The following is a 20,315-nucleotide window of genomic DNA, read 5'->3' as shown; positions in this document are numbered from 1 at the left end:
ATTTTCAAAACTTTTTCTTAAATTTTTATCAGCGAATACTGAAGATTGCATTTTTTTCTTTATTTCAATATTGAAATTTGCTATAATGGTTTGGTATAAAAGGAGGCATATGCTCATGAACTATGGTAGAAAAAAGGCTGCTAAGAAACGAAAAGACATTACCTCAAAATCAAAACTGAAAAAGAAACGTCTCGGCGTACGGATCTTCAAAGGAGTTCTTCTGACGCTCCTGCTTCTTGTCGTAGCCGGATGTGTGGGCGGCGGAATTTTTATCAAAAAAGTCATCAATGATGCCCCGGATGTCACCCCGGAAGACGTAAAGCCAACAGGATATACTTCCGTTATTTACGCGTCGGATAATAAGACCGAAACCGAGCGGCTGACCTCAGCCGGTTCCAACCGTGTTTATAAGACAATCGACGAGATTCCAAAGGATCTTCAGCATGCTTTTGTTGCAATCGAGGACGAGCGTTTTTATGAGCATAACGGTATCGATCCAAAAGGTATCATCCGTGCAGGAATCATCGGTATCACCACCGGAGATTTTTCTCAAGGCGCATCGACCCTGACACAGCAGCTGATCAAAAATAATATTTTTGACTTCATGTCGGAAGATACGTTCTTTGACAGACTGGAACGTAAAATTCAGGAACAGTATCTTGCACTCAAGCTTGAAAAGCAGATGTCAAAAAGCGAAATCATGGAAAACTATCTGAATACCATCAACCTTGGCCAGAATACACTCGGGGTACAGGCTGCTTCCCAGCGGTACTTTAACAAGGATGTGTCTCAGCTGACTCTTTCGGAATGCGCGGTCATCGCTGCGATTACCCAGAGTCCAAGTTATTACAATCCTATTACACATCCTGACAACAATGCGAAACGCCGCGAGCAGGTTCTCGACAACATGCTTGATCAGGGATATATTTCCCAGGAGGCGCATGATGAAGCACTGGCGGATGATGTATATTCCCGTATTCAGAATGTCAATACGAACATCACACAGAGCACCACTCCGCAGAGCTATTTTGTGGACGCTTTGACAGAACAGATTCTGAATGATCTGGAAGATCCGGATATCGGACTTGGCTACAGCGAAACTCAGGCCTACAATACATTATATAAAGGCGGATTGAGTATTTATTCCACACAGGATCTGGAAATCCAGGGAATCTGTGACCAGATCGTCAACGATGACAGCAATTATCCTTCCAACATAGAGTATGGACTGTCCTATGCTCTGACTGTTACCCGTGCCGATGGGACACAGGAAAACTACAGTTCCGGACATATCAAGCAGTTCCGGAATATGAAATACGGACTGACTTTTGATTCGGAGGAAGAAGCGTACCAGGTGATCGAAGAATTTAAGGCTTCTATTGCTCAGGAGGGGGACACATATGATGAAGTAATCGATCTGTCACCGCAGCCTCAGGCATCAGTGACCGTCATTGATCAGGCTACCGGACAGATCAAGGCCATGGTCGGCGGCCGTGGAACCAAGTCCTCCAGCATGAGTCTGAACCGTGCATACACCGGATCTACAAGACAGCCTGGTTCCTGCTTTAAGATTCTGTCTACCTACGCTCCTGCCCTTGACAGCGCCGGTGAAACACTGGCAACAATCATCAAGGATGAACCTTATGAATACGCGGATGGTACTCCGGTATCCAACTGGTGGGGCGATTATTACCGCGGTGATATGACCATGCGGGAGGCGATTGAGCAGTCCGCCAATATCTGCGCTGTCAAGACACTGACAGAGATTACGCCGCAGCTTGGCTTTACCTACTGTCAGAACTTTGGACTCTCCACTCTGGTTGAAAGCCGGACTACAGATGAGGGTCAGGTATTTACAGATATTCACCAGTCTCTTGCCCTTGGCGGTATCACAGACGGTGTGTATAACTACGAAATGTGTGCGGCATACGCCGCAATCGCAAACGGCGGTGTTTACCAGGAGCCGATCATGTACACCAAGATTCTGGATCATGACGGCAATGTCCTGCTCGACCGTACTCAGACACAGGAAAAGCGTACTGTCCTGAAAGAATCCACCGCATATCTTCTGACAAGCGCAATGGAAGGCGTTCTGACAGAAGGAACCGGTACTCCGGCCCGTCTTTCCAATATGGCAGCTGCCGGTAAGACCGGTACAACATCCAACAACGTTGATCTCTGGTTTGCAGGTTACACTCCATATTATACCTGTACGATCTGGACCGGTTATGATGACAATACCCCGCTCGCAGATCAGGAGTGGAATTATCATCTAAGAATGTGGAAAAAGATCATGGATCAGATCAATACAACAAAAGGTCTTTCCTACACAGACTTCGAAACACCGGACTCTGTTGTTGAGCGGACTGTCTGCACAAGCACCGGTAAACTTGCTGTATCCGGATGTCCTTCTGTGACAGAATATTTTGACAAAGATACCGCACCTACCGAAAGCTGTTCCGGACACAGAACCACACGGCGTTCTACGAGCAGTAATTCTGAAAGCTCAGACAGTTCTGATCAGTCAGAAGACAGCCAGTCTTCCGAAAGTTCCGACAGCAGTAATTCTTCGGACAGTGAATCCTCTTCCGACAGCGGAAACAGCAGTTCCTCTGACAGCACTCAGGGATCTGACAATACTTCCTCCGATTCAAACAGTGGAGGAGCTCATAGTGATGATTCCGGCGGAGACAGCGCTTCCGAGTAGATAGTTCCGGACAAAAAACGCAGCATTAAGGCCCCTGCAGCAGATATGATCTGCCGCAGAGGCCTTCTTTATGTTCTGTTATTCAGATGATTAATCTAAAACGAGTTTTGCCGCTCCGCAGATCCCCGCATCATTTTCAAGCTCCGCAAGTGTAAATTTCACGTCGCGGTCAGCAAAAAACGCTCTCTCCTGATATGGCTTTTTGATGTACGGGAGAAGCACTTCTCCTGCCTTGGATACCCCGCCTCCGATCACGATGGCAGCCGGATCTACTGCAGCCGCAAGATTTGCGAGCGCATATCCCAGATATGTTCCAAACTCCACAGCAATCTCATCGGCAACTTCATCTCCTGCTTTTACCGCATCAAAGACGGTCTTTGCGTTGACCGGTCCTTTTCTCAACAAAGTCTCCCTGTCAGTGGAATCCAGCTTTTTCTTTGCAAGACGTGTAATTCCTGTCGCAGATGCGTACTGCTCCAGACATCCATGATTTCCGCATCCACAGCTGTCCGTTTCCTCGTAGTTGACACAGAGATGACCGATCTCACCGCCGGCTCCATGTTCCCCTGTCAGGATCTTTCCATTAATCAGGATTCCTCCTCCGACACCGGTTCCCAGCGTGACCATAATCATATTTTTACAGCCTCGTCCGCCGCCGAGCCACATTTCTCCAAGTGCTGCCACATTGGCGTCATTGCCTGTAGCAGTACGGATTCCTGTCAGCTCCTCCATCTCTTCTTTCACATTTTTATATTCCCATCCAAGATTTGCCGTTGCCTTTACAACTCCGTCTTCTGTAATCGGAGCCGGGACCCCGATTCCGATTCCGGCCACATTCTCTTTCGGAATTCCATTCTTTTCCAGACTGTTCAAAAGAGATTTGGCAATATCCGGAAGAATCCTGTAGCCTTTTTCTTCCGTTCTGGTTTTTATCTCCCATTTTTCCCGAACGTTTCCGTCTTCCTGAAATAATCCGATCTTGACGGTGGTACCTCCTATATCAACTCCAAAACAATAATTCATCTCTGTTCTTTCCTTCCTCTTATTTTGCCAGACTTTCCTGTACACGTCTGTATAACTCTTCTGCCGCATTATACCCCATCTGTTTCTGTCTGTGGTTGACAGCCGCTGATTCCACAATGATCGCCAGATTTCTTCCCGGACGGATCGGAATCGAATGGCATACGACTTTATTTCCGAGAAATTCTGTATATTCCTCTTTCAGTCCAAGACGGTCGTACTCCCGGTTCTTGTCCCACTCTTCCATATTGATCACGAGATCGATCGTCTGTGTCTCTCTGACGCTCTGTACACCAAACAGACTCTTGACATCGACAATACCGATTCCGCGAAGCTCGATAAAATGTCTGGTGATATCGGGAGCTTTTCCAACCAGAGTATCATCGCTGACTTTCCGGATTTCAACAACATCGTCTGTCACAAGACGATGGCCGCGGTTAATCAGTTCCAGTGCTGCTTCACTCTTTCCGATACCGCTCTCACCCATCATCAGAACACCAACTCCATATACATCAACCAGTACCCCGTGAATAGAAATGCATGGAGCCAGTTCCACATTCAGCCAACGGATCACTTCCGCAGTAAAGGCAGAGGTCTGTTTACAGGACTGAAAAATCGGCACTTTCATTTCATTGGCCATCTCAAGAAACATCGCATCCGGCTCCATATTCCGGCAGTATACAATACATGGAATTCCATAGGAGAGAAGCTGCGCATACATCTCTTTCTTCTTCTCATCTGACAGTGTTTCCAGATACGTATACTCCACATATCCGATAATCTGGACACGCTCAGAATCAAAATGGTCAAAATATCCCGTCAGCTGCAATGCCGGACGGTTGATATCCGGAACCTGAATTTCCGACTGGGTCAGGTCCAGATCCGGAGTCAGATTCTTCAGGTTCATCTTCTCAATTAGTTTTTCAAGCTTCACACCCATATTTGTTCTCCTTTATTTTCTCAGTTAAAATCATTTTGTGAATAGTATATCATATCAGTGGAAAAAATTGTACACGTCTCTGGCAGATTTTTCATTCATGGTAGGAAGTTTTTTCAGATCTTCGATTTCCGCCTGCCGGATCGCATCCAGACTCTGAAAATGTTTCATCAGATCTTTTCTCCGCTTCGGTCCCACTCCCGGAATATCATCCAGAATCGAGTGAACCTGCCCCTGTCCCCGCAGTTTCCGGTGAAATTCGATGGCAAACCGGTGAGCCTCATCCTGTACACGTGTAATCAGTTTAAACGCCTCTGAATCTGCCCGGATTGGGAGTTCTTCATCGTGGTAATAAAGTCCTCTCGTGCGGTGCCTGTCATCCTTCACCATGCCGCAGACCGGTATGCTGATATGCAGCTTCTCCAGCACTTCCTCCGCGATATGCACCTGTCCCTTGCCGCCGTCCATCAGAATCAGATCAGGAAAGACAGTAAAACTTCCGAACTCTTTTCCTTCTTCTTTTTCCTGCAGTCCATGTGTGAACCGCCTTGTCAGCACTTCCCGCATACTTGCGTAATCGTCCGCTCCCACTACGCCCTTGATACGGAACTTCCGGTAGTCGCTTCTCTTCGGTTTTCCATCCTCGTAGACTACCATGGAACCAACCGATGCAAACCCGTTCGTATTGGAGATGTCAAACGCCTCCATCCTGCGGATTCCGGTAACACCGATAATTCCCTCCAGTTCCCGGACTGCTCCTGTAGTTCTGTTGGCTTCCCGGATCAGGTGTTCTTTATCTTTTGCAAGTACCATCGCCGCATTTTTCTGCGCCAGTTCACAAAGTTTTTCCTTCTCGCCCTTTTTCGGCACTGTAACGGTTACTTTGTGTCCTCTTCTGCGAGTCATCCATTCCATCAGTATATCTGCTTCATCCAGTTCGTACGGAAGCAGCAGTTCTCTTGGAATATACGGTGTCCCGGCATAAAACTGCTTGATAAAGCTCGTCAGGATCTCCGCCTTCGTTTCGTCCGGATCGGTCCGCAGATAAAAATGATCCCGTCCGATCAGGCGGCCTCCACGTATGAAGAAGACCTGTACCACAGCATCCCCCTCTTCCCTTGCAACCGCCAGAACATCCCGGTCTTCTCCCGGTTTTCCCGCATCGGTGATCTTCTGCTTTTCCGAAATCTTCTTGACACTTCCGATCAGCTCCCGGTACTCGATTGCCTTTTCAAACTCCATCTGCCCGGATGCTTCCATCATCTTTTCTTCCAGTTCTTTCAGAATCCCGTCATAATGCCCGGATAAAAATTTCACGACCTCGTCAATGGACTCCCTGTACTGTTCGCTGGAAATATATCCCTGGCACGGAGCATCACACTGTTTGATGTGGTAGTACAGACACGGACGTTCTTTCCCGATATCTCTCGGCAGATTTCTGCTGCAGCTTCTTAAATGATACAGCTTTCTTACCATATCAATGATATCCTTCACCGCCTGAGAACTCGTAAACGGTCCAAAATACTTTGCCTTATCCTTTGCCTGCCTGCGCACCATCATAATCCGCGGGAACGGTTCCTGGACGGTCACCTTGATAAAGGGATATGTCTTATCGTCCATCAGCATGGTATTGTACTTCGGCCTGTGTTCCTTGATCAGATTACATTCCAGTACCAGAGCTTCCAGTTCCGAATCTGTGACAATGTATTCAAACCGCCGGATGTGCGTGACCATCTGCTCGATCTTGACGCCCTTATTTCTGCTGCTCTGAAAATACTGTCTCACCCGGTTTTTCAGGCTGATGGCTTTTCCCACGTAGATGATCTCGTCCTTCTCATCATGCATCAGATAAACTCCAGGCTTTGCCGGCAGTTTTTTCAGTTCTTCTTCAATTACAAACATCGCTTCACCTCTTTAACCCCATCTATTTTAGCAAAAGAACAGCGTATGGACAATCCCCATACGCTGAATTCCTGTCTTTATTCTTCTGTCGGTCCAAAGCCTGTGCTTTCTTCCTCGTTTGCAGTCTCCTCCGGTGCCTGAACAGTTTCTTCGATCTCCGGATGATCCGGAAATTCTACCGGCTTCATTGCGATCCGTTCCTCTTTTTTGACTTCCCCTTCGGACACTCCTTTGACCTCGTGGAAGATCTTCATAAACTCTTTTCCGGTAATCGTCTCTTTCTCGATCAGGAACGCTGCAATCTTGTCAAGTGCTTCCCTGTTCTCCATCAGAAGACGTTTTGCTTCATCGTAGGCAACCTTCAGCATCTGCATGACCTCAGAGTCAATCTCAGCCGCTGTCGCCTCACCGCAGTTCATGACTGCCCTTCCGTCAAGGTACCGGTTCTGGATGGATTCCAGTCCGATCAGGCCGAACTTCTCGGACATACCATACTGGGTAATCATCGCTCTGGCAACCTTGGTCGCCTTCTCGATATCATTGGAAGCTCCTGTCGTAACCGTATCAAATACGATCTCCTCCGCAGCACGTCCGGCAAGAAGCCCTACCAGCATCGCCTCAAGTTCCTTCTTGGTGTTGAGGAATTTCTCTTCCTCCGGTGTCTGCATGACATATCCAAGCGCACCCATCGTACGCGGAACAATCGTGATCTTCTGAACCGGCTCGGAATCCTTCTGAAGCGCACTCACAAGTGCATGTCCCACCTCATGGTAGGAAACAATCCTGCGCTCTTCCTGGCTCATGATCCGGTCTTTCTTTTCCTTTCCTACAAGAACCACTTCCACGGCCTCAAAAAGGTCGGACTGACTCACCGCATGGCGTCCATGCTTTACCGCATTAATCGCCGCTTCATTGATCATATTCGCAAGATCTGATCCTACCGCGCCGCTCGTCGCAAGTGCGATTTCCTCCAGATTAACACTCTCATCCATCCGCACATCCTTTGCATGTACTTTCAGGATATCAACACGGCCTTTCAGATCCGGTCTTTCCACAATAATCCGGCGGTCAAACCGTCCCGGTCTTAACAGAGCCGGGTCCAGAATCTCCGGACGGTTCGTTGCTGCCAGTAGAAGAAGACCTTTGTTTGTATCAAATCCATCCATCTCCGCCAGCAGCTGATTCAGTGTCTGTTCACGCTCATCGTTTCCCCCGAGCTGCGAATCCCTGCTTTTTCCGATGGCATCGATCTCATCGATAAAAATAATACACGGCGCCATCTGCTGTGCCTGTTTAAACAGATCCCTTACACGGGATGCTCCGACTCCGACATACATTTCCACAAACGCAGAACCCGACAGAGAGAAAAACGGCACATTCGCCTCTCCTGCCACTGCCTTTGCAAGCAGCGTCTTACCTGTTCCCGGAGGGCCTACCAGAAGCGCTCCTTTCGGAAGCTTCGCTCCGACTCCCGTGTATTTGCCCGGATTGTGAAGGAAATCTACCACTTCCTGCAGAGACTCTTTCGCCTCATCCTGACCGGCCACATCACGAAATGTTACGCCCGTGGTCTTTTCCACATACATCTTGGCATTGCTCTTTCCAATCCCCATCATGCCCCCGCTGCTTTTGGATACTCGCCGCATCAGGAAACTGAGCAGAATAAATACTAGCGCAAACGGAAGAATGACACTGAATACAAGATTTAAAATCATCATGGATGTCGAATCCGGAATCGTCCTGCTGACCTCAACTCCCGCTTTCTCCAGCTTATTGTACATTTCCGGATCATCTACAATCCCGGTATAATACTCTACCTGAGATCCGGTATTAAACTGTGTAAACCAGTTACTGCCCTGAGTGAGTGTATCCTGTCCGTCACTGCTTCCCGACTGGGAATCCTGCTGCTTTTCCGCTTCCGTTTTCGGTATGATCGTAATCTTTTCCGAGTCAATAGTGACTTCCCTGACTTCGCCCTGTTCCACCATATCCATAAATTTCGTATAGGAAATCTCCTGAGATGGCGTGTCCTGCATGAGCTGATAGAGAAACATGACAAAAACAGCAGCAATTATTGTGGTTATAATAATAATCCCATAATTCTGCCGATTATTGTTATCGTTCTTTTTATTATTCTGATTGTCCATTCTTTTCCTCCTACATGCTATCTATTTTATTATAAGTTTGATCTTCATACAAATCAATAAAAACATTGTGAAATTTTAGTGAGGATCCAGCTTCCTTTTCTACATATTAAATATTGTAAAATTCCCGTAAATTGTAGTATACTATTCAGGTAGTATTTTCAAAATATAGGACAAGAAATAAATTTTGCGAAGGAATGGTTTGTGTATGAAAATAGGATTTGATAATGACAAATATCTCCATATGCAGTCTGAGCATATCCGTGAACGGATCAGTCATTTTGACAACAAGCTGTATCTGGAGTTTGGTGGAAAACTCTTTGATGATTTCCATGCTTCCCGTGTTCTTCCGGGATTTCAGCCGGACAGCAAGTTAAGACTCTTAAAACAGCTTTCCGATACGGCTGAGATCGTCATCGTCATCAGTGCCGGTGACATTGAAAAAAACAAGGTCCGCGGAGATCTTGGTATCACCTACGATGATGATGTACTCCGCCTGAAAAGCGCCTTTGAAGAAAACGGTCTCTATGTCGGCAGCGTTGTCATCACGCAGTACAGCGGCCAGAAGAGCGCGGATCTCTTCCGCCACCGTCTTGAAAACATGGGAATCCGTGTCTACACTCATTATATTATTGAAGGATATCCGTCCAATATTCCTTTGATCGTGAGCGATGAGGGATATGGAAGAAATGATTATATTGAGACATCCAGACCGCTGGTAGTCATCACTGCCCCTGGACCTGGAAGCGGAAAAATGGCGACCTGCCTTTCCCAGCTCTATCACGAGAACAAACGCGGAATCCGGGCCGGCTACGCAAAATTCGAGACATTCCCGATCTGGAACATTCCGCTGAAACATCCGGTGAACCTCGCGTATGAAGCAGCTACAGCTGACTTAAATGATGTCAATATGATTGACCCGTTCCATCTGGAAGCATACGGAAAGACTACTGTCAACTATAACCGTGACGTGGAGATCTTCCCGGTTCTGAATGCCATGTTCGAGCAGATCTTTGGAGAGAGTCCGTACAAGTCACCGACCGATATGGGTGTCAATATGGCTGGAAACTGTATCTGTGATGACGAAGTCTGCCAGGAAGCATCCCGCCAGGAAATCATCCGCCGATACTATCAGGCAAAATGTGATCTTCTGCAGGGAGATATCCCGGACTCCGAGGTCTTCAAACTGGAGCTTCTGATGAAACAGGCACATGTCACCATCCATGATCGCCGTGTTGTTGACGCAGCACTTTCCCGTGCCGAGAGCACCGGAGCTGCCGCTGCTGCTATCGAGCTTCCGGACGGAAAGATCATGACAGGAAAGACTTCCAACCTGCTCGGACCTTCCGCGGCACTGATCCTGAATGCCCTCAAGGAGCTTGCCGGTATTGATCACGACCTCCATGTGATCTCTCCGACTGCCATTGAACCGATTCAGAAAGTGAAAACACAGTATCTTGGAAGCAAGAACCCTCGTCTTCACATTGACGAGATTCTGATCGCCCTTTCCATTTCGTCTGCTGCCAATCCGGCTGCACAGCATGCGATGGAGCAGCTCCCGAAACTGAAAGGATGTCAGGTACACACCTCTGTCATGCTTTCTTCTGTAGATATTAAGCTTTTCAAAAAGCTTGGCATTCAACTGACATGCGAGCCAAAATATGAACACGATCCGATCTATTAGTTTCAGAAATATACAAAACCCGGACATCTGGTCCGGGTTTTTCTGTATCTGCTTTTTACTTTTTCAGGAAGCCATTGCTCCGCTTCCGTCCTCAAACTGAGAATTGTAAAGTTCTGCGTAGAATCCGCCTTTCGCAAGGAGTTCCTCGTGTTTTCCCTGTTCAACAATATCTCCGTCCTTCAGAACGAGAATCCGGTCCGCATCACGGATCGTGGAAAGCCGGTGGGCAATGATAAAACTTGTTCTTCCTTTCATCAGATTATCCATCGCTTTCTGGATCTGAATTTCTGTCCTTGTATCAACAGAACTTGTCGCTTCGTCAAGAATAAGGATCTTCGGATCTGCCAGAATGGCTCTTGCAATCGTCAGGAGCTGCTTCTGACCCTGTGAAACATTGCTTGCCTCCTCATTCAGCTCCATGTCATAGCCGTCTGGAAGAGTCTGGATGAAGTGATGTGCATGTGCCGCCTTTGCAGCTTCCACAATTTCCTCATCAGTCGCATCCAGTTTTCCGTAACGGATATTATCGCGAATAGAACCGTTGAAAAGCCATGTGTCTTGAAGCACCATGCCGAACATCTGCCGCAGTTCTCCACGGTTGAAGTCTTTGACATTGTGCCCGTCAACAAGAATCGCTCCCTCATTAACATCGTAAAAGCGCATCAGAAGTTTAATCAGCGTTGTCTTTCCGGCTCCGGTCGGACCGACTATCGCGATCTTTTGTCCTTCTTTTACTTGTGTGGAGAAATCTTTGATGATGATATTGTTCGGATTATATCCGAATTTTACATGGTCAAACTCCACATTGCCCTGAAGCCCCTCTGTCGATACCGGATCTTTGGCAAACTGATCCTCTTCTTTTTCCTCCAGAAATTCAAATACTCGCTCGGAAGCCGCCGCCATGGACTGCAGCATGTTTGCCACCTGTGCCACCTGCTGAATCGGCTGAGTAAAGTTTCTTACATACTGGATGAAAGACTGGATGTCACCGACTTCAATTGTCTGTTTAATTGCCAGATATCCTCCAAGAATAGTAACGCCGACATATCCCAGATTGCCGACAAACTGCATGATCGGCATCATCATGCCAGAAAAGAACTGAGATTTCCATGCGGTCTGATACAGCACATCATTCATCTCGTTGAATTCTTTCAGGACATCCTCTTCCTTATTAAATGCTTTCACAATACTGTGTCCGCCGTAAATCTCTTCCACCTGTCCATTAACATGGCCCAGATATTCCTGCTGGTTTTTGAAGTATTTCTGTGAATGCTTCACAATAAATGATATAAGAATCAGAGAAATCGGCAGGATCAAAAGTGCCACCACCGTCATCAGCGGACTGATACTGAGCATCATGATAAGCACTCCGATCAGTGTTGTCACGGATGTAATCATCTGCGTTGCCGTCTGGTTCAGGCTCTGACTGAATGTATCTACATCGTTTGTGACACGGGAGAGCACCTCTCCGTGTGTCTTAGTATCAAAATAATTCATCGGGAGACGATTGATCTTTTCGGAGATTTCTTTTCTCATTCGATATGTCAGTTTCTGTGTAACTCCCGTCATGATATATCCCTGAATAAAGGAGAAAAGCGCACTGATTACATACAGGCAGAGAAGGGTAACCAGAATTCTTCCGATTTTACCAAAATCTATTCCCTCTCCTCCTGTTACTTTGCTGACCAGTCCGGTGAAGATCTCCGTCGTCGCTTTTCCAAGTACTTTCGGACCGATAATATTAAATATGGTACTTCCGATGGCAAACAGCATGACGAATAGAATCGGGATCTTATACGGGCCAATGTATTTCAGCACTCTTTTCAATGTCCCTTTAAAGTCTTTTGCCTTTTCACCGGCTCCCATATGTCCATGTCCGCCCATCGGACCTCTTCTTTGATTACTCATATGCTGCCTCCCCCTTTCCGTTTCCTTTTACCGCCTGTTCCAGTTCCTCCCTGGAAAGCTGGGACGAAGCAATCTGATAGTAAGCTTCACAGTTTTTCAGAAGCTCCTCATGGGTTCCAATGCCGGCGATCTCTCCTTCATCCAGAACAATAATCTGTTCCGCGTGAAGAATGGTACTGATTCTCTGAGCCACGATAATCACGGTGCTATCCTTCGTCTTTTCTTTTAATGCCTGACGCAGAACCGTATCTGTTTTATAGTCCAGAGCTGAAAAGCTGTCGTCAAAGATAAAGATATCCGGATGTTTGGCTACAGCTCTCGCAATAGAAAGACGCTGTTTCTGTCCTCCGGAGACATTGCCGCCTCCCTGGGAAATCGGGCTGTCATAATCGTCCGGTTTCTCTTCGATAAAATCTTTCGCCTGCGCAATCTCAGCTGCTTCTTCTATGCGTTCCATCGGCATATTCTCATCACTGTATGCAATATTGGACGCGATCGTTCCTGAAAACAACATTCCTTTCTGTGGCACATATCCGAGTTTCTCCCGGAGTTCATGCTGTGTCACATTCCGGATATCCCTGCCGTCTATCCGGATCGCGCCTTCTGTCACATCGTAGAAACGTGGAATCAGATTGACCAGGGTCGACTTACCGCTTCCTGTACTTCCAATGATTGCGGTTGTTTCACCCGGTTTTGCGGTAAAATGAATATCATGAAGTACATCTTTTCCGGCTCCCGGATAACGGAAAGATACATGATCAAATTCCACAAGCCCTTTTCCTGCTTCCGGAATATGTTCCGGTTCTTCCTTATCTTTGATTGCTGTCTCGCTTGTCAGGATTTCATCGACACGTCCTGCCGCAACCGCTGCTCTTGGAAGCATAATTGAAATCATACAGATCATCAGGAAGGCCATAATAATCTGCATCGTGTACTGGATAAATGCCATCATATCTCCAACCTGCATTTGTCCGTTTTCCACGCCGTGTGCTCCTACCCACATAATCAAAATGCTGATTCCGTTCATGATCAGCATCATCGCCGGCATCATCAAGGTCATGGCACGGTTGACAAACAGGTTCGTTTTTGTCAGATCCGTATTGGCCTTGTCAAAGCGTTCTTCCTCATGTTTTTCTGTATGGAACGCGCGAATTACAGAAAGTCCTGTCAGAATTTCTCTTGTCACCAGATTGACACGGTCCACCATTTTCTGAAGGATCCGGAATTTTGGCATCACACAGAGAAATAGAAGCAGCACAACTCCAAGTATCAATACTACTCCAAGATCGATGATCCAGGTCATGGATACATTGGTATTAATTACCTTGTAAATACCGCCGACTGCGATAATCGGCGCATAGAGCACCATGCGAAGCATCATGACAATCACCATCTGAATCTGCTGAATATCATTGGTGCTTCTTGTAATCAGAGACGCAGTGGAAAAGTGGTCAAATTCACTGCTTGAAAATCCGACAACCTTGGTAAATACATTTCTTCTGAGATCCCGTCCGACAGCTGCTGCCGTCCTGGAGGCCAGAAGTCCGACCGTCACACTTGCGAGCAGACCCAGAAATGCAAGTCCCAGCATCTTGGCTCCGGTAATCAGGATGTAATTTGTCTGCATGGCATCCATATCCACCCCAAGACTGCGGTATATGTTTTCAATATAAACCGTTGCTGTCTGTTCCAGCATCGTATCCGGCATATCGGACACCTGCTGTTCCATCTCCCGGACCATGGATTCCCTCTGTTCCTGTGGAAGCACCCGGAGAATGTCAAACATGGATACGTCCCCCTGAACTGATCCTGCCGGCATCTGCGAAAGCATCTGCTCTTTCATCGCATCCAGTTCTTCACTGTCTGAAGAAAGCCCTTCTGCCAGAAACATCGGCTTCCCAAGAATATCGAAGAGTTCGTTCATCTGCTCTTCGTCATTGCGGACCGCGTCTTTCAGAACAACAAATTCCTCTCCTGTATCCAGATCTTCCTTTGTTCCTTCCCTGTACGCATCCTGCACCGTCCCGGCATCTTCCTGCGGGACAAGCAGAAGCAGATTTTCAAGGTCGGTCTTTCCGATCTGTTCCGGAACCGTCGTATCGATTCCGCCCTGCTGAATTCCTACATTGACAATATCTGATGTATATGTCGGCAGTGACAGATCGCAGAATGCCTGGACAAACAGCACTACAATAATCGCCAGAATTACCATAGCATGCTGTTTCAGATATTTGAATAATTTTCCCATAATCGTTTCCTTCTTTCTGCCTTATTTTTCATCATCCAAATCAGCCATGCATTTCTTTTTGAAATCGATGCTGCAGCTTTCAATCTCTTCTTTTGTCATCAGATTTTCTCTGATCTGAAGCAGGATTCTTCGAAAAAGCAGTTTCTCTTCCGGCAGAACATCCTGAAACATTGCCTCATCCATTTCTTTCATCATGTCTTTGATTTTATTAATATAATGTTTTCCTTCCTCACTCAATGTGATCCATGAAACCCTCTGGTCCTGATCATCCTGGCTGCGTATAATCAGTCCTCTTGCCTCCAGCTTTTTCAGAAGCGCCGTGATGGACGGAGGCTTCACTCCAAGCTTTTTAGCAATATCCTTCTGGGGCAGTTTCCCTTCCTTGGAAAGGATAAACAGACATCCTGCCTGCCCCGGCTTCAGATCTACATCTTTCATACACTGCATGATCCGGTAGGTCTGTGCATGCAGGATCTGATTGAGCAGAAGAGGAACCGGTATTTCCCTTACCGATCTTTCTTCCATTGTTTTTCCTCCTTTAATTAGTTAGATGTCTAACCGATAGTTTAGTATTTTGCCTAATGTATGTCAATATATATCTTGTTATTTCACTTTTTAGTCATAAATTTTCACAAAAATTTAATTAAACAACTAATTAATCCGGATGTGTGGAAACATCCGGATTTTTCTATACTGTCCTGTCTTCTTTTTCGTGTTTGTGATAAACTACTGTTGTATATAAAATGAAAAGACGCCTCCTTTAAGAAGCGTCTGCTGACTCTATGTATGACTATGCTGTTTCGTCTTATCAATCCAGGTGATCTTCACCTTACACCTGTCATGAATCCGGCACTGGTCCAGTGAAAGATGAATGTCCTTCTTCTTCAGTACTTTTGAAATTCCTTCAAAAATCTGAAGAATCTGATTTTCATATTTCATTACGTTTTTGAACCGCTTATAGTATTTTCCTCCCCGGATCGCCTCCCCCGGAAGCCATGTCTTCCGGATATTGCGCGCCTGAATTTTCTTCTCACCCAGGAAGATAAACTCATTGATATTTCCCGGTCCGTCATTCAGATGATTGTCAAGACTTTCCGGTATCTTCCCCCAGATCTTTTCCGTCTCTTTTAAGATATCGAAAATCTCTTTTGTCTCTTCCCGGTTTAATTTGAAAATTTTCATCGTCTTTATTTCATCAAAAAGCCGGTAAGCTGCAAATTTCAAGTTGCCATTTCCCCGTAATTCCAGAGAAAAGCCGCCGTCATCGCCCTCCATGCCAAAATTCGGGCTGACATGATAGCGGAATACGACAATGTCTTTATTCAAATCCTTAAACTCCATAGTGTCCCCTTAATACCGATTCTCTGCCTGTCCAGCATCAAAAATTATAACATACTTCCTCAGGGTCTTCCATGTTTTTTCCGGTATTTTCTGTGAACATCTGGAGAACTTTTCGCAGAATCTGACAAGACAGGAGAATTTTTTCACTGTCTCGTTTCTTCTTCTCTATCTTCGACAAAATGTACTTCTGACTGTTCCCAGTACTTCCTATACACCCGCTCCGTCTCTCCATCCAGGTTCAGCTGATACAGCCGGAAAGTCACAAGGAAATTCTTCGGCTGCCATAGTTCCTCATAAGAATACTGATAACTCATACCGAGTTTTTCCATCACTGCTCCGCTTGCCGGATTCTTCACATCATGAGTCGCAGTCAAGTAAGGAATCCCGTCTTTTCTCACCCGCTCGATGACTGCTCTGCCGGCCTCAGTGACAATTCCCTGATTCCAGTATTCCTTTCTCAGACCATATCCAAGGTCATGGCTTTCCTCCATGGATACACCAATGTATCCGACCGGACGGTTCTCCCCTTTCAGACAGATGGCATACTGGTATCCGCTTTCCTTTTTATAACTGTCCAGATAATGTTCCTTCAGAAATGTTTCCGCCGCCTCTAAAGATGCTGCCGGAAACCACGGAAGAAAGCGATTGACCTCCTCGTCTTTCAGTATCTCATACAACGCTTCCCTGTCTTCCTCGGTAAACTTCCTCAAAATAAGCCGTTCTGTGACCAGTTCCGGTGTGTTTTCTCTCTTCATCTTTTCCCTCTCTTTCTGCTTCTTATCCAATGGAATTAAGCCCGAAGGATTTTCTCCATCCGTTTTCCCTTTGCAAGTTCATCAACCAGTTTGTCCAGATATCGGATCTCCTGCATTAACGGCTCCTCTACCTCCTCTACACGCACTCCGCAGACCACACCTTTGATCTTCTTCCGGTTTTCATTTAACTCCGGTGCATTCTGGAAAAACTCGCCGTATCCGATCTCAGATACCGACATCTGATCCAGTTCTTCCTGCTTATATCCGGTAAGCCACCGGATAATCTCATCCACTTCTTCCTTTGTCCGATCCTTCCTCACTGCTTTATTAACCAAAAGCTCATAAATCTTCGCAAACTTCATCTGATATACTTTTTCATTCTCCAATTTCCTGCACTCCTTCCCCTGTTCTGAAACGATTGTTTTTTACATCATATCATAGATGGCAGGTTCTTTCATCCTGAAAAAGTATTGCGACTTTATATGAATTATTAGATTTGCTGGAATAAATAACTGATTCAATCTGTCAGGTAACGCAAATTCGGGCACACAGAAAATAAACTGCTGGCCCGAATTTTGTCGTTTCTCCATTTTCTATTTTTCTATACAATGACAGGCTGCCTTATGTCCCGGTTCCACTTCCCGAAATTTTACAAGCTTACCTCTTATTCGACATATGCCAAACTTTAACTATTTGGCAACGATTTTCTTTTTCTATGGAATACAATATACTTGACATGACAGTCCAAAATGTGATATAAGTAAAAACAGTTAAAAAAACTAAAGAAGGGGATTGGTCAAATGGTATGACAGGAGTCTCCAAAACTCTTAGCGGGAGTTCGATTCTCTCATCCCCTGCTGAAACCGCCGAATTTCGGCGGTTTTTTCATGTCCGGGTTTGAAATAGAACACAAGGTAGAACACAAATAGAAAAGAGCATTTTCATGCTATGATATTAGATAGCCGAAAATGCTCTTCTTTCTTTGCATTGATCTTTCTTTTCCGATTCCGGTCAGTGCCGATATATCCGTTTTCTACAAAATGTCGATATATTCTCCTGCCAAAGCCTTGTTCATACTCCGGACCGCACAGAATTTTCCGCACATACTGCATGTGTCACTGTGATCATCTTCCGGTTTTCTGCTGTCCCGGATTGCTTTCGCTGTTTCCGGATCCAACGCACACGCGAACTGTTCTTCCCAGTCCAGTTTTCTTCTGGCCTCTGCCATCCTGTCATCAATCTCTCTTGCTCCCGGAATTCCTTTGGCGATATCTGCTGCGTGTGCCGCGATTTTCGATGCAATAATTCCCTGTTTTACATCATCTACATTTGGCAGTGCCAGATGTTCTGCAGGCGTTACATAACAAAGGAAAGCTGCCCCATTCATTGCTGCTACAGCGCCTCCGATGGCTGCTGTGATGTGATCATAGCCTGGCGCAATATCCGTCACAATCGGGCCGAGTACATAAAACGGTGCTCCCATACAGATACTGTTTTGGACTTTCATGTTTGCCTCTACCTGATCCAGCGGTACATGCCCCGGACCTTCTACCATAACCTGGACATTATGCGCCCATGCGCGTTTTGTCAGCTCTCCAAGACGGACAAGTTCCTCTATCTGACACACATCTGTTGCATCTGCCAGACACCCTGGGCGGCAGGCATCTCCAAGGGAAATGGTTACATCATATTCCTCGCAGATATCGAGAATTTCGTCAAAGTATTCGTAAAATGGATTTTCTTCCCCAGTCATGCTCATCCATGCAAATACCAGACTTCCGCCGCGGCTTACAATGTTTGTCTTTCTTTTATGCTTTTTGATCTGTTCAATCGTCTTTCTTGTAATTCCACAGTGCAGTGTCACAAAATCTACGCCGTCTTCCGCATGCATCCGAATGACATCAATAAAATCTTTTGCTGAAAGTGTTGCCAGGTCTCTCTGGTAATGAATCACACTGTCGTAAACAGGAACAGTCCCGATCATCACCGGGCATTCTTTCGTCAGTTTCTGACGGAATGGCTGTGTATTTCCGTGACTGGAAAGATCCATGATTGCCTCAGCTCCCATATTAACGGCACTCAGCACTTTCTGCATCTCAATATCATAATCTTTGCAGTCTCTCGAGACTCCGAGATTTACATTAATTTTTGTTCGAAGCATACTGCCAATTCCTTCCGGATCAAGACAGGAGTGACGTTTATTAGCGCAGATTGCAACCTTTCCTTCTGCTACCAGTTTCATCAGCTTTTCGACCGGCATTTTTTCTTTTTCCGCTACTGTCTTGATCTGAGAAGTGACAATGCCCTTCCGGGCTGCATCCATTTGAGTTGTGTAGGTTTCCATATTCTTTACCTCCTTTTTCTTCCTTTGTCAGACGCCGGCTTTTATAGATAGACAGGCAGAATAATTACTTCCTGCTCTCATCTGGATGCCGACGCCTTCACCGTTTCTTTGTCTGGTGATCATCAAGTTTGTTTTCCTCCTTTAACCACAACCTGATTTTTCTATAGCGGCAGAAAGTGGTGTCCCCGGCCTGCCGCTTTCTCAGAAGCGTTTCACTTCCGATAAACTAATTCGCCATACGAAGCTGATTAAGCGCTCCACCTTTTTCCAGTACTGTAATCAAAATAAATGCCAGAATACTTCCTGCTACCGTTGAAATCAGAAATGGAACGACATAGACAAACAGGCCCACCGGCTCCATACCCATCAGAAGTTTTGCAACCGGATATGCACACAAGCCTCCCAAAACTCCTGTTCCAATAGCTTCTGCCGCACAGGTCGGAGCAAGTTTTCTACATCCCATATAGACAAGTCCGCAGCACAATGCTCCCACCATGCTTCCCGGAAATGCCAGAAGGCTGCCGAGGCTCATTATGTTCCGAAGCAGACTTGCACAGAAAGCAATACCGACTCCCCATCCCGGTCCAAGGGTTACAGCCGCCAGAATATTAACCATATGCTGTACCGGTGCACATTTACTTCCTGCCACCGGAAAGCTGATCATACTTCCAACGACCGCCAGTGCGGTCAGCACTCCTGCCAGTACCAGTTTTTTTGTTGCTGTATTTTGTTTCATCAACACACAGCTCCTTTCCATAAGTTCTCAGATATTTTCCTGTAACACCTTCCGGGAAAAGAAAAAGAGATGCCGCAGGGCATCTCCAGATTTAGTATCCTAAATAATTTCATCATCATCCCTACGTTGGCATTATCCAAATCAGGTCTCAGGTCGAGGCGATCCAGCCTCCTCTCAGCCGACTCCGGTCAGCTCCCTGTGTCACACTATTCAAATATCTGATCATAGACAATTATAGTCCTCTTATTTCTCACTTTCAAGTAGTAAATTGAAATTTATATCTGATCAAAACTCCAGCTTCAAGTATCAAAAAAAGACAGCCTTAGCTGTCTCCTTCATTCATGTACCTTCAAAACCACATATAAGTCCACGTTTCTGTCATCCTGCTTTTCCTATCCACCATTCCTTGGTTATGCCCTCGACCTATTAGTAACAGTCAGCTCCATGCATTACTACACTTCCACCTCTGCCCTATCTACCTCGTCGTCTTCAAGGGGTCTTACTACTTGCGTATGGGATATCTCATCTTGAGGGGGGCTTCACGCTTAGATGCCTTCAGCGTTTATCCCTTCCCGGCTTGGCTACCCTG

14 protein-coding genes, 1 tRNA gene, 1 rRNA gene and 1 riboswitch are annotated in these 20,315 nt (G+C 46.1%); of the genes, 3 read left to right on the top strand and 13 right to left on the bottom strand.

Annotated features, from left to right (window positions below):
• Positions 1–115 precede the first annotated feature (115 nt).
• Entirely contained in the window at positions 116–2,707 is a 2,592-nt protein-coding gene (locus tag FGQ85_RS16390) for a PBP1A family penicillin-binding protein (protein WP_138373988.1), read from the top strand.
• A gap of 90 nt (positions 2,708–2,797) precedes the next feature.
• Here FGQ85_RS16390 and FGQ85_RS16385 read toward each other — a convergent pair whose 3' ends face one another.
• The 4 genes from FGQ85_RS16385 to ftsH all read right to left on the bottom strand — a co-directional run bounded on the left by FGQ85_RS16385 (position 2,798) and on the right by ftsH (position 8,713).
• Entirely contained in the window at positions 2,798–3,730 is a 933-nt protein-coding gene (locus tag FGQ85_RS16385; RefSeq protein ID WP_138373987.1) for an ROK family glucokinase, read from the bottom strand.
• 19 nt (positions 3,731–3,749) lie between these two features.
• Positions 3,750–4,667: an HPr(Ser) kinase/phosphatase gene (gene hprK, locus FGQ85_RS16380; protein ID WP_087167498.1), complete on the bottom strand. Its 918-nt coding sequence runs from the start codon at positions 4,665–4,667 to the stop codon at positions 3,750–3,752.
• Between the two features lie 54 nt (positions 4,668–4,721).
• Positions 4,722–6,566, bottom strand: a complete 1,845-nt coding sequence (gene uvrC, locus FGQ85_RS16375) for an excinuclease ABC subunit UvrC (RefSeq protein WP_138373986.1) — start codon at positions 6,564–6,566, stop codon at positions 4,722–4,724.
• Positions 6,567–6,643: 77 nt separating this feature from the next.
• Positions 6,644–8,713: an ATP-dependent zinc metalloprotease FtsH gene (gene ftsH / locus FGQ85_RS16370; protein ID WP_087167500.1), complete on the bottom strand. Its 2,070-nt coding sequence runs from the start codon at positions 8,711–8,713 to the stop codon at positions 6,644–6,646.
• 205 nt (positions 8,714–8,918) lie between these two features.
• Here ftsH and FGQ85_RS16365 point away from each other — a divergent pair, with 205 nt between their 5' ends.
• Positions 8,919–10,394, top strand: coding sequence for a DUF1846 domain-containing protein (locus FGQ85_RS16365; protein WP_087167501.1), 1,476 nt, complete (start codon positions 8,919–8,921; stop codon positions 10,392–10,394).
• 63 nt (positions 10,395–10,457) lie between these two features.
• On the opposite strand, the gene FGQ85_RS16360 is transcribed toward FGQ85_RS16365, so the two are convergent.
• From FGQ85_RS16360 to FGQ85_RS16335, 6 genes are all read right to left on the bottom strand, one after another.
• The gene (locus FGQ85_RS16360; RefSeq protein WP_087254577.1) at positions 10,458–12,302 is read right to left on the bottom strand and encodes an ABC transporter ATP-binding protein; all 1,845 of its coding nucleotides are present in this window, start codon (positions 12,300–12,302) and stop codon (positions 10,458–10,460) included.
• Positions 12,295–14,550: an ABC transporter ATP-binding protein gene (locus FGQ85_RS16355; RefSeq protein WP_138373985.1), complete on the bottom strand. Its 2,256-nt coding sequence runs from the start codon at positions 14,548–14,550 to the stop codon at positions 12,295–12,297. The genes FGQ85_RS16360 and FGQ85_RS16355 overlap by 8 nt, the downstream gene beginning before the upstream one ends.
• A gap of 21 nt (positions 14,551–14,571) precedes the next feature.
• Entirely contained in the window at positions 14,572–15,075 is a 504-nt protein-coding gene (locus FGQ85_RS16350) for a MarR family transcriptional regulator (protein ID WP_087254582.1), read from the bottom strand.
• Between the two features lie 255 nt (positions 15,076–15,330).
• Entirely contained in the window at positions 15,331–15,891 is a 561-nt protein-coding gene (locus FGQ85_RS16345) for a hypothetical protein (RefSeq protein WP_087167505.1), read from the bottom strand.
• Positions 15,892–16,034: 143 nt separating this feature from the next.
• Positions 16,035–16,646 (bottom strand): GNAT family N-acetyltransferase, encoded by a 612-nt coding sequence (locus FGQ85_RS16340; RefSeq protein WP_138373984.1) that lies wholly within the window; start codon positions 16,644–16,646, stop codon positions 16,035–16,037.
• Positions 16,647–16,681: 35 nt separating this feature from the next.
• Positions 16,682–17,032 (bottom strand): DUF2200 domain-containing protein, encoded by a 351-nt coding sequence (locus tag FGQ85_RS16335; protein ID WP_138373983.1) that lies wholly within the window; start codon positions 17,030–17,032, stop codon positions 16,682–16,684.
• 400 nt (positions 17,033–17,432) lie between these two features.
• On the opposite strand from FGQ85_RS16335, the gene FGQ85_RS16330 reads away from it, so the two are divergent.
• A tRNA-Trp gene (locus FGQ85_RS16330) sits at positions 17,433–17,503 on the top strand.
• 176 nt (positions 17,504–17,679) lie between these two features.
• On the opposite strand, the gene thiC is transcribed toward FGQ85_RS16330, so the two are convergent.
• The 3 genes from thiC to FGQ85_RS16315 form a co-directional block, all read right to left on the bottom strand.
• Positions 17,680–18,990 (bottom strand): phosphomethylpyrimidine synthase ThiC, encoded by a 1,311-nt coding sequence (gene thiC, locus FGQ85_RS16325; RefSeq protein WP_087167507.1) that lies wholly within the window; start codon positions 18,988–18,990, stop codon positions 17,680–17,682.
• A 226-nt stretch (positions 18,991–19,216) separates the two neighbouring features.
• Positions 19,217–19,726, bottom strand: a complete 510-nt coding sequence (thiW, locus tag FGQ85_RS16320) for an energy coupling factor transporter S component ThiW (RefSeq protein ID WP_087167508.1) — start codon at positions 19,724–19,726, stop codon at positions 19,217–19,219.
• Positions 19,727–19,827: 101 nt separating this feature from the next.
• Positions 19,828–19,935, bottom strand: a riboswitch (TPP riboswitch).
• 197 nt (positions 19,936–20,132) lie between these two features.
• Positions 20,133–20,315 (bottom strand): 23S ribosomal RNA (locus FGQ85_RS16315); the annotation flags it as partial.

The sequence above is a fragment of the Pseudoflavonifractor sp. BSD2780061688st1 E11 genome, assembly GCF_005844125.1.
Classification (GTDB): domain Bacteria; phylum Bacillota; class Clostridia; order Lachnospirales; family Lachnospiraceae; genus Sellimonas; species Sellimonas catena.
Note: the sequence above shows the minus strand (reverse complement) of the source record. Positions and strands in the feature narration are given on the sequence as shown.

Bases quoted from the DNA above. Each gene is read 5' to 3' on its own strand.
- FGQ85_RS16390 (WP_138373988.1), top strand. From the start codon at position 116: ATGAACTATGGTAGAAAAAAGGCTGCTAAGAAACGAAAAGACATTACC.
- FGQ85_RS16385 (WP_138373987.1), bottom strand. From the start codon at position 3,730: ATGAATTATTGTTTTGGAGTTGATATAGGAGGTACCACCGTCAAGATC.
- hprK (WP_087167498.1), bottom strand. From the start codon at position 4,667: ATGGGTGTGAAGCTTGAAAAACTAATTGAGAAGATGAACCTGAAGAAT.
- uvrC (WP_138373986.1), bottom strand. From the start codon at position 6,566: ATGTTTGTAATTGAAGAAGAACTGAAAAAACTGCCGGCAAAGCCTGGA.
- ftsH (WP_087167500.1), bottom strand. From the start codon at position 8,713: ATGGACAATCAGAATAATAAAAAGAACGATAACAATAATCGGCAGAAT.
- FGQ85_RS16365 (WP_087167501.1), top strand. From the start codon at position 8,919: ATGAAAATAGGATTTGATAATGACAAATATCTCCATATGCAGTCTGAG.
- FGQ85_RS16360 (WP_087254577.1), bottom strand. From the start codon at position 12,302: ATGAGTAATCAAAGAAGAGGTCCGATGGGCGGACATGGACATATGGGA.
- FGQ85_RS16355 (WP_138373985.1), bottom strand. From the start codon at position 14,550: ATGGGAAAATTATTCAAATATCTGAAACAGCATGCTATGGTAATTCTG.
- FGQ85_RS16350 (WP_087254582.1), bottom strand. From the start codon at position 15,075: ATGGAAGAAAGATCGGTAAGGGAAATACCGGTTCCTCTTCTGCTCAAT.
- FGQ85_RS16345 (WP_087167505.1), bottom strand. From the start codon at position 15,891: ATGGAGTTTAAGGATTTGAATAAAGACATTGTCGTATTCCGCTATCAT.
- FGQ85_RS16340 (WP_138373984.1), bottom strand. From the start codon at position 16,646: ATGAAGAGAGAAAACACACCGGAACTGGTCACAGAACGGCTTATTTTG.
- thiC (WP_087167507.1), bottom strand. From the start codon at position 18,990: ATGGAAACCTACACAACTCAAATGGATGCAGCCCGGAAGGGCATTGTC.
- thiW (WP_087167508.1), bottom strand. From the start codon at position 19,726: ATGAAACAAAATACAGCAACAAAAAAACTGGTACTGGCAGGAGTGCTG.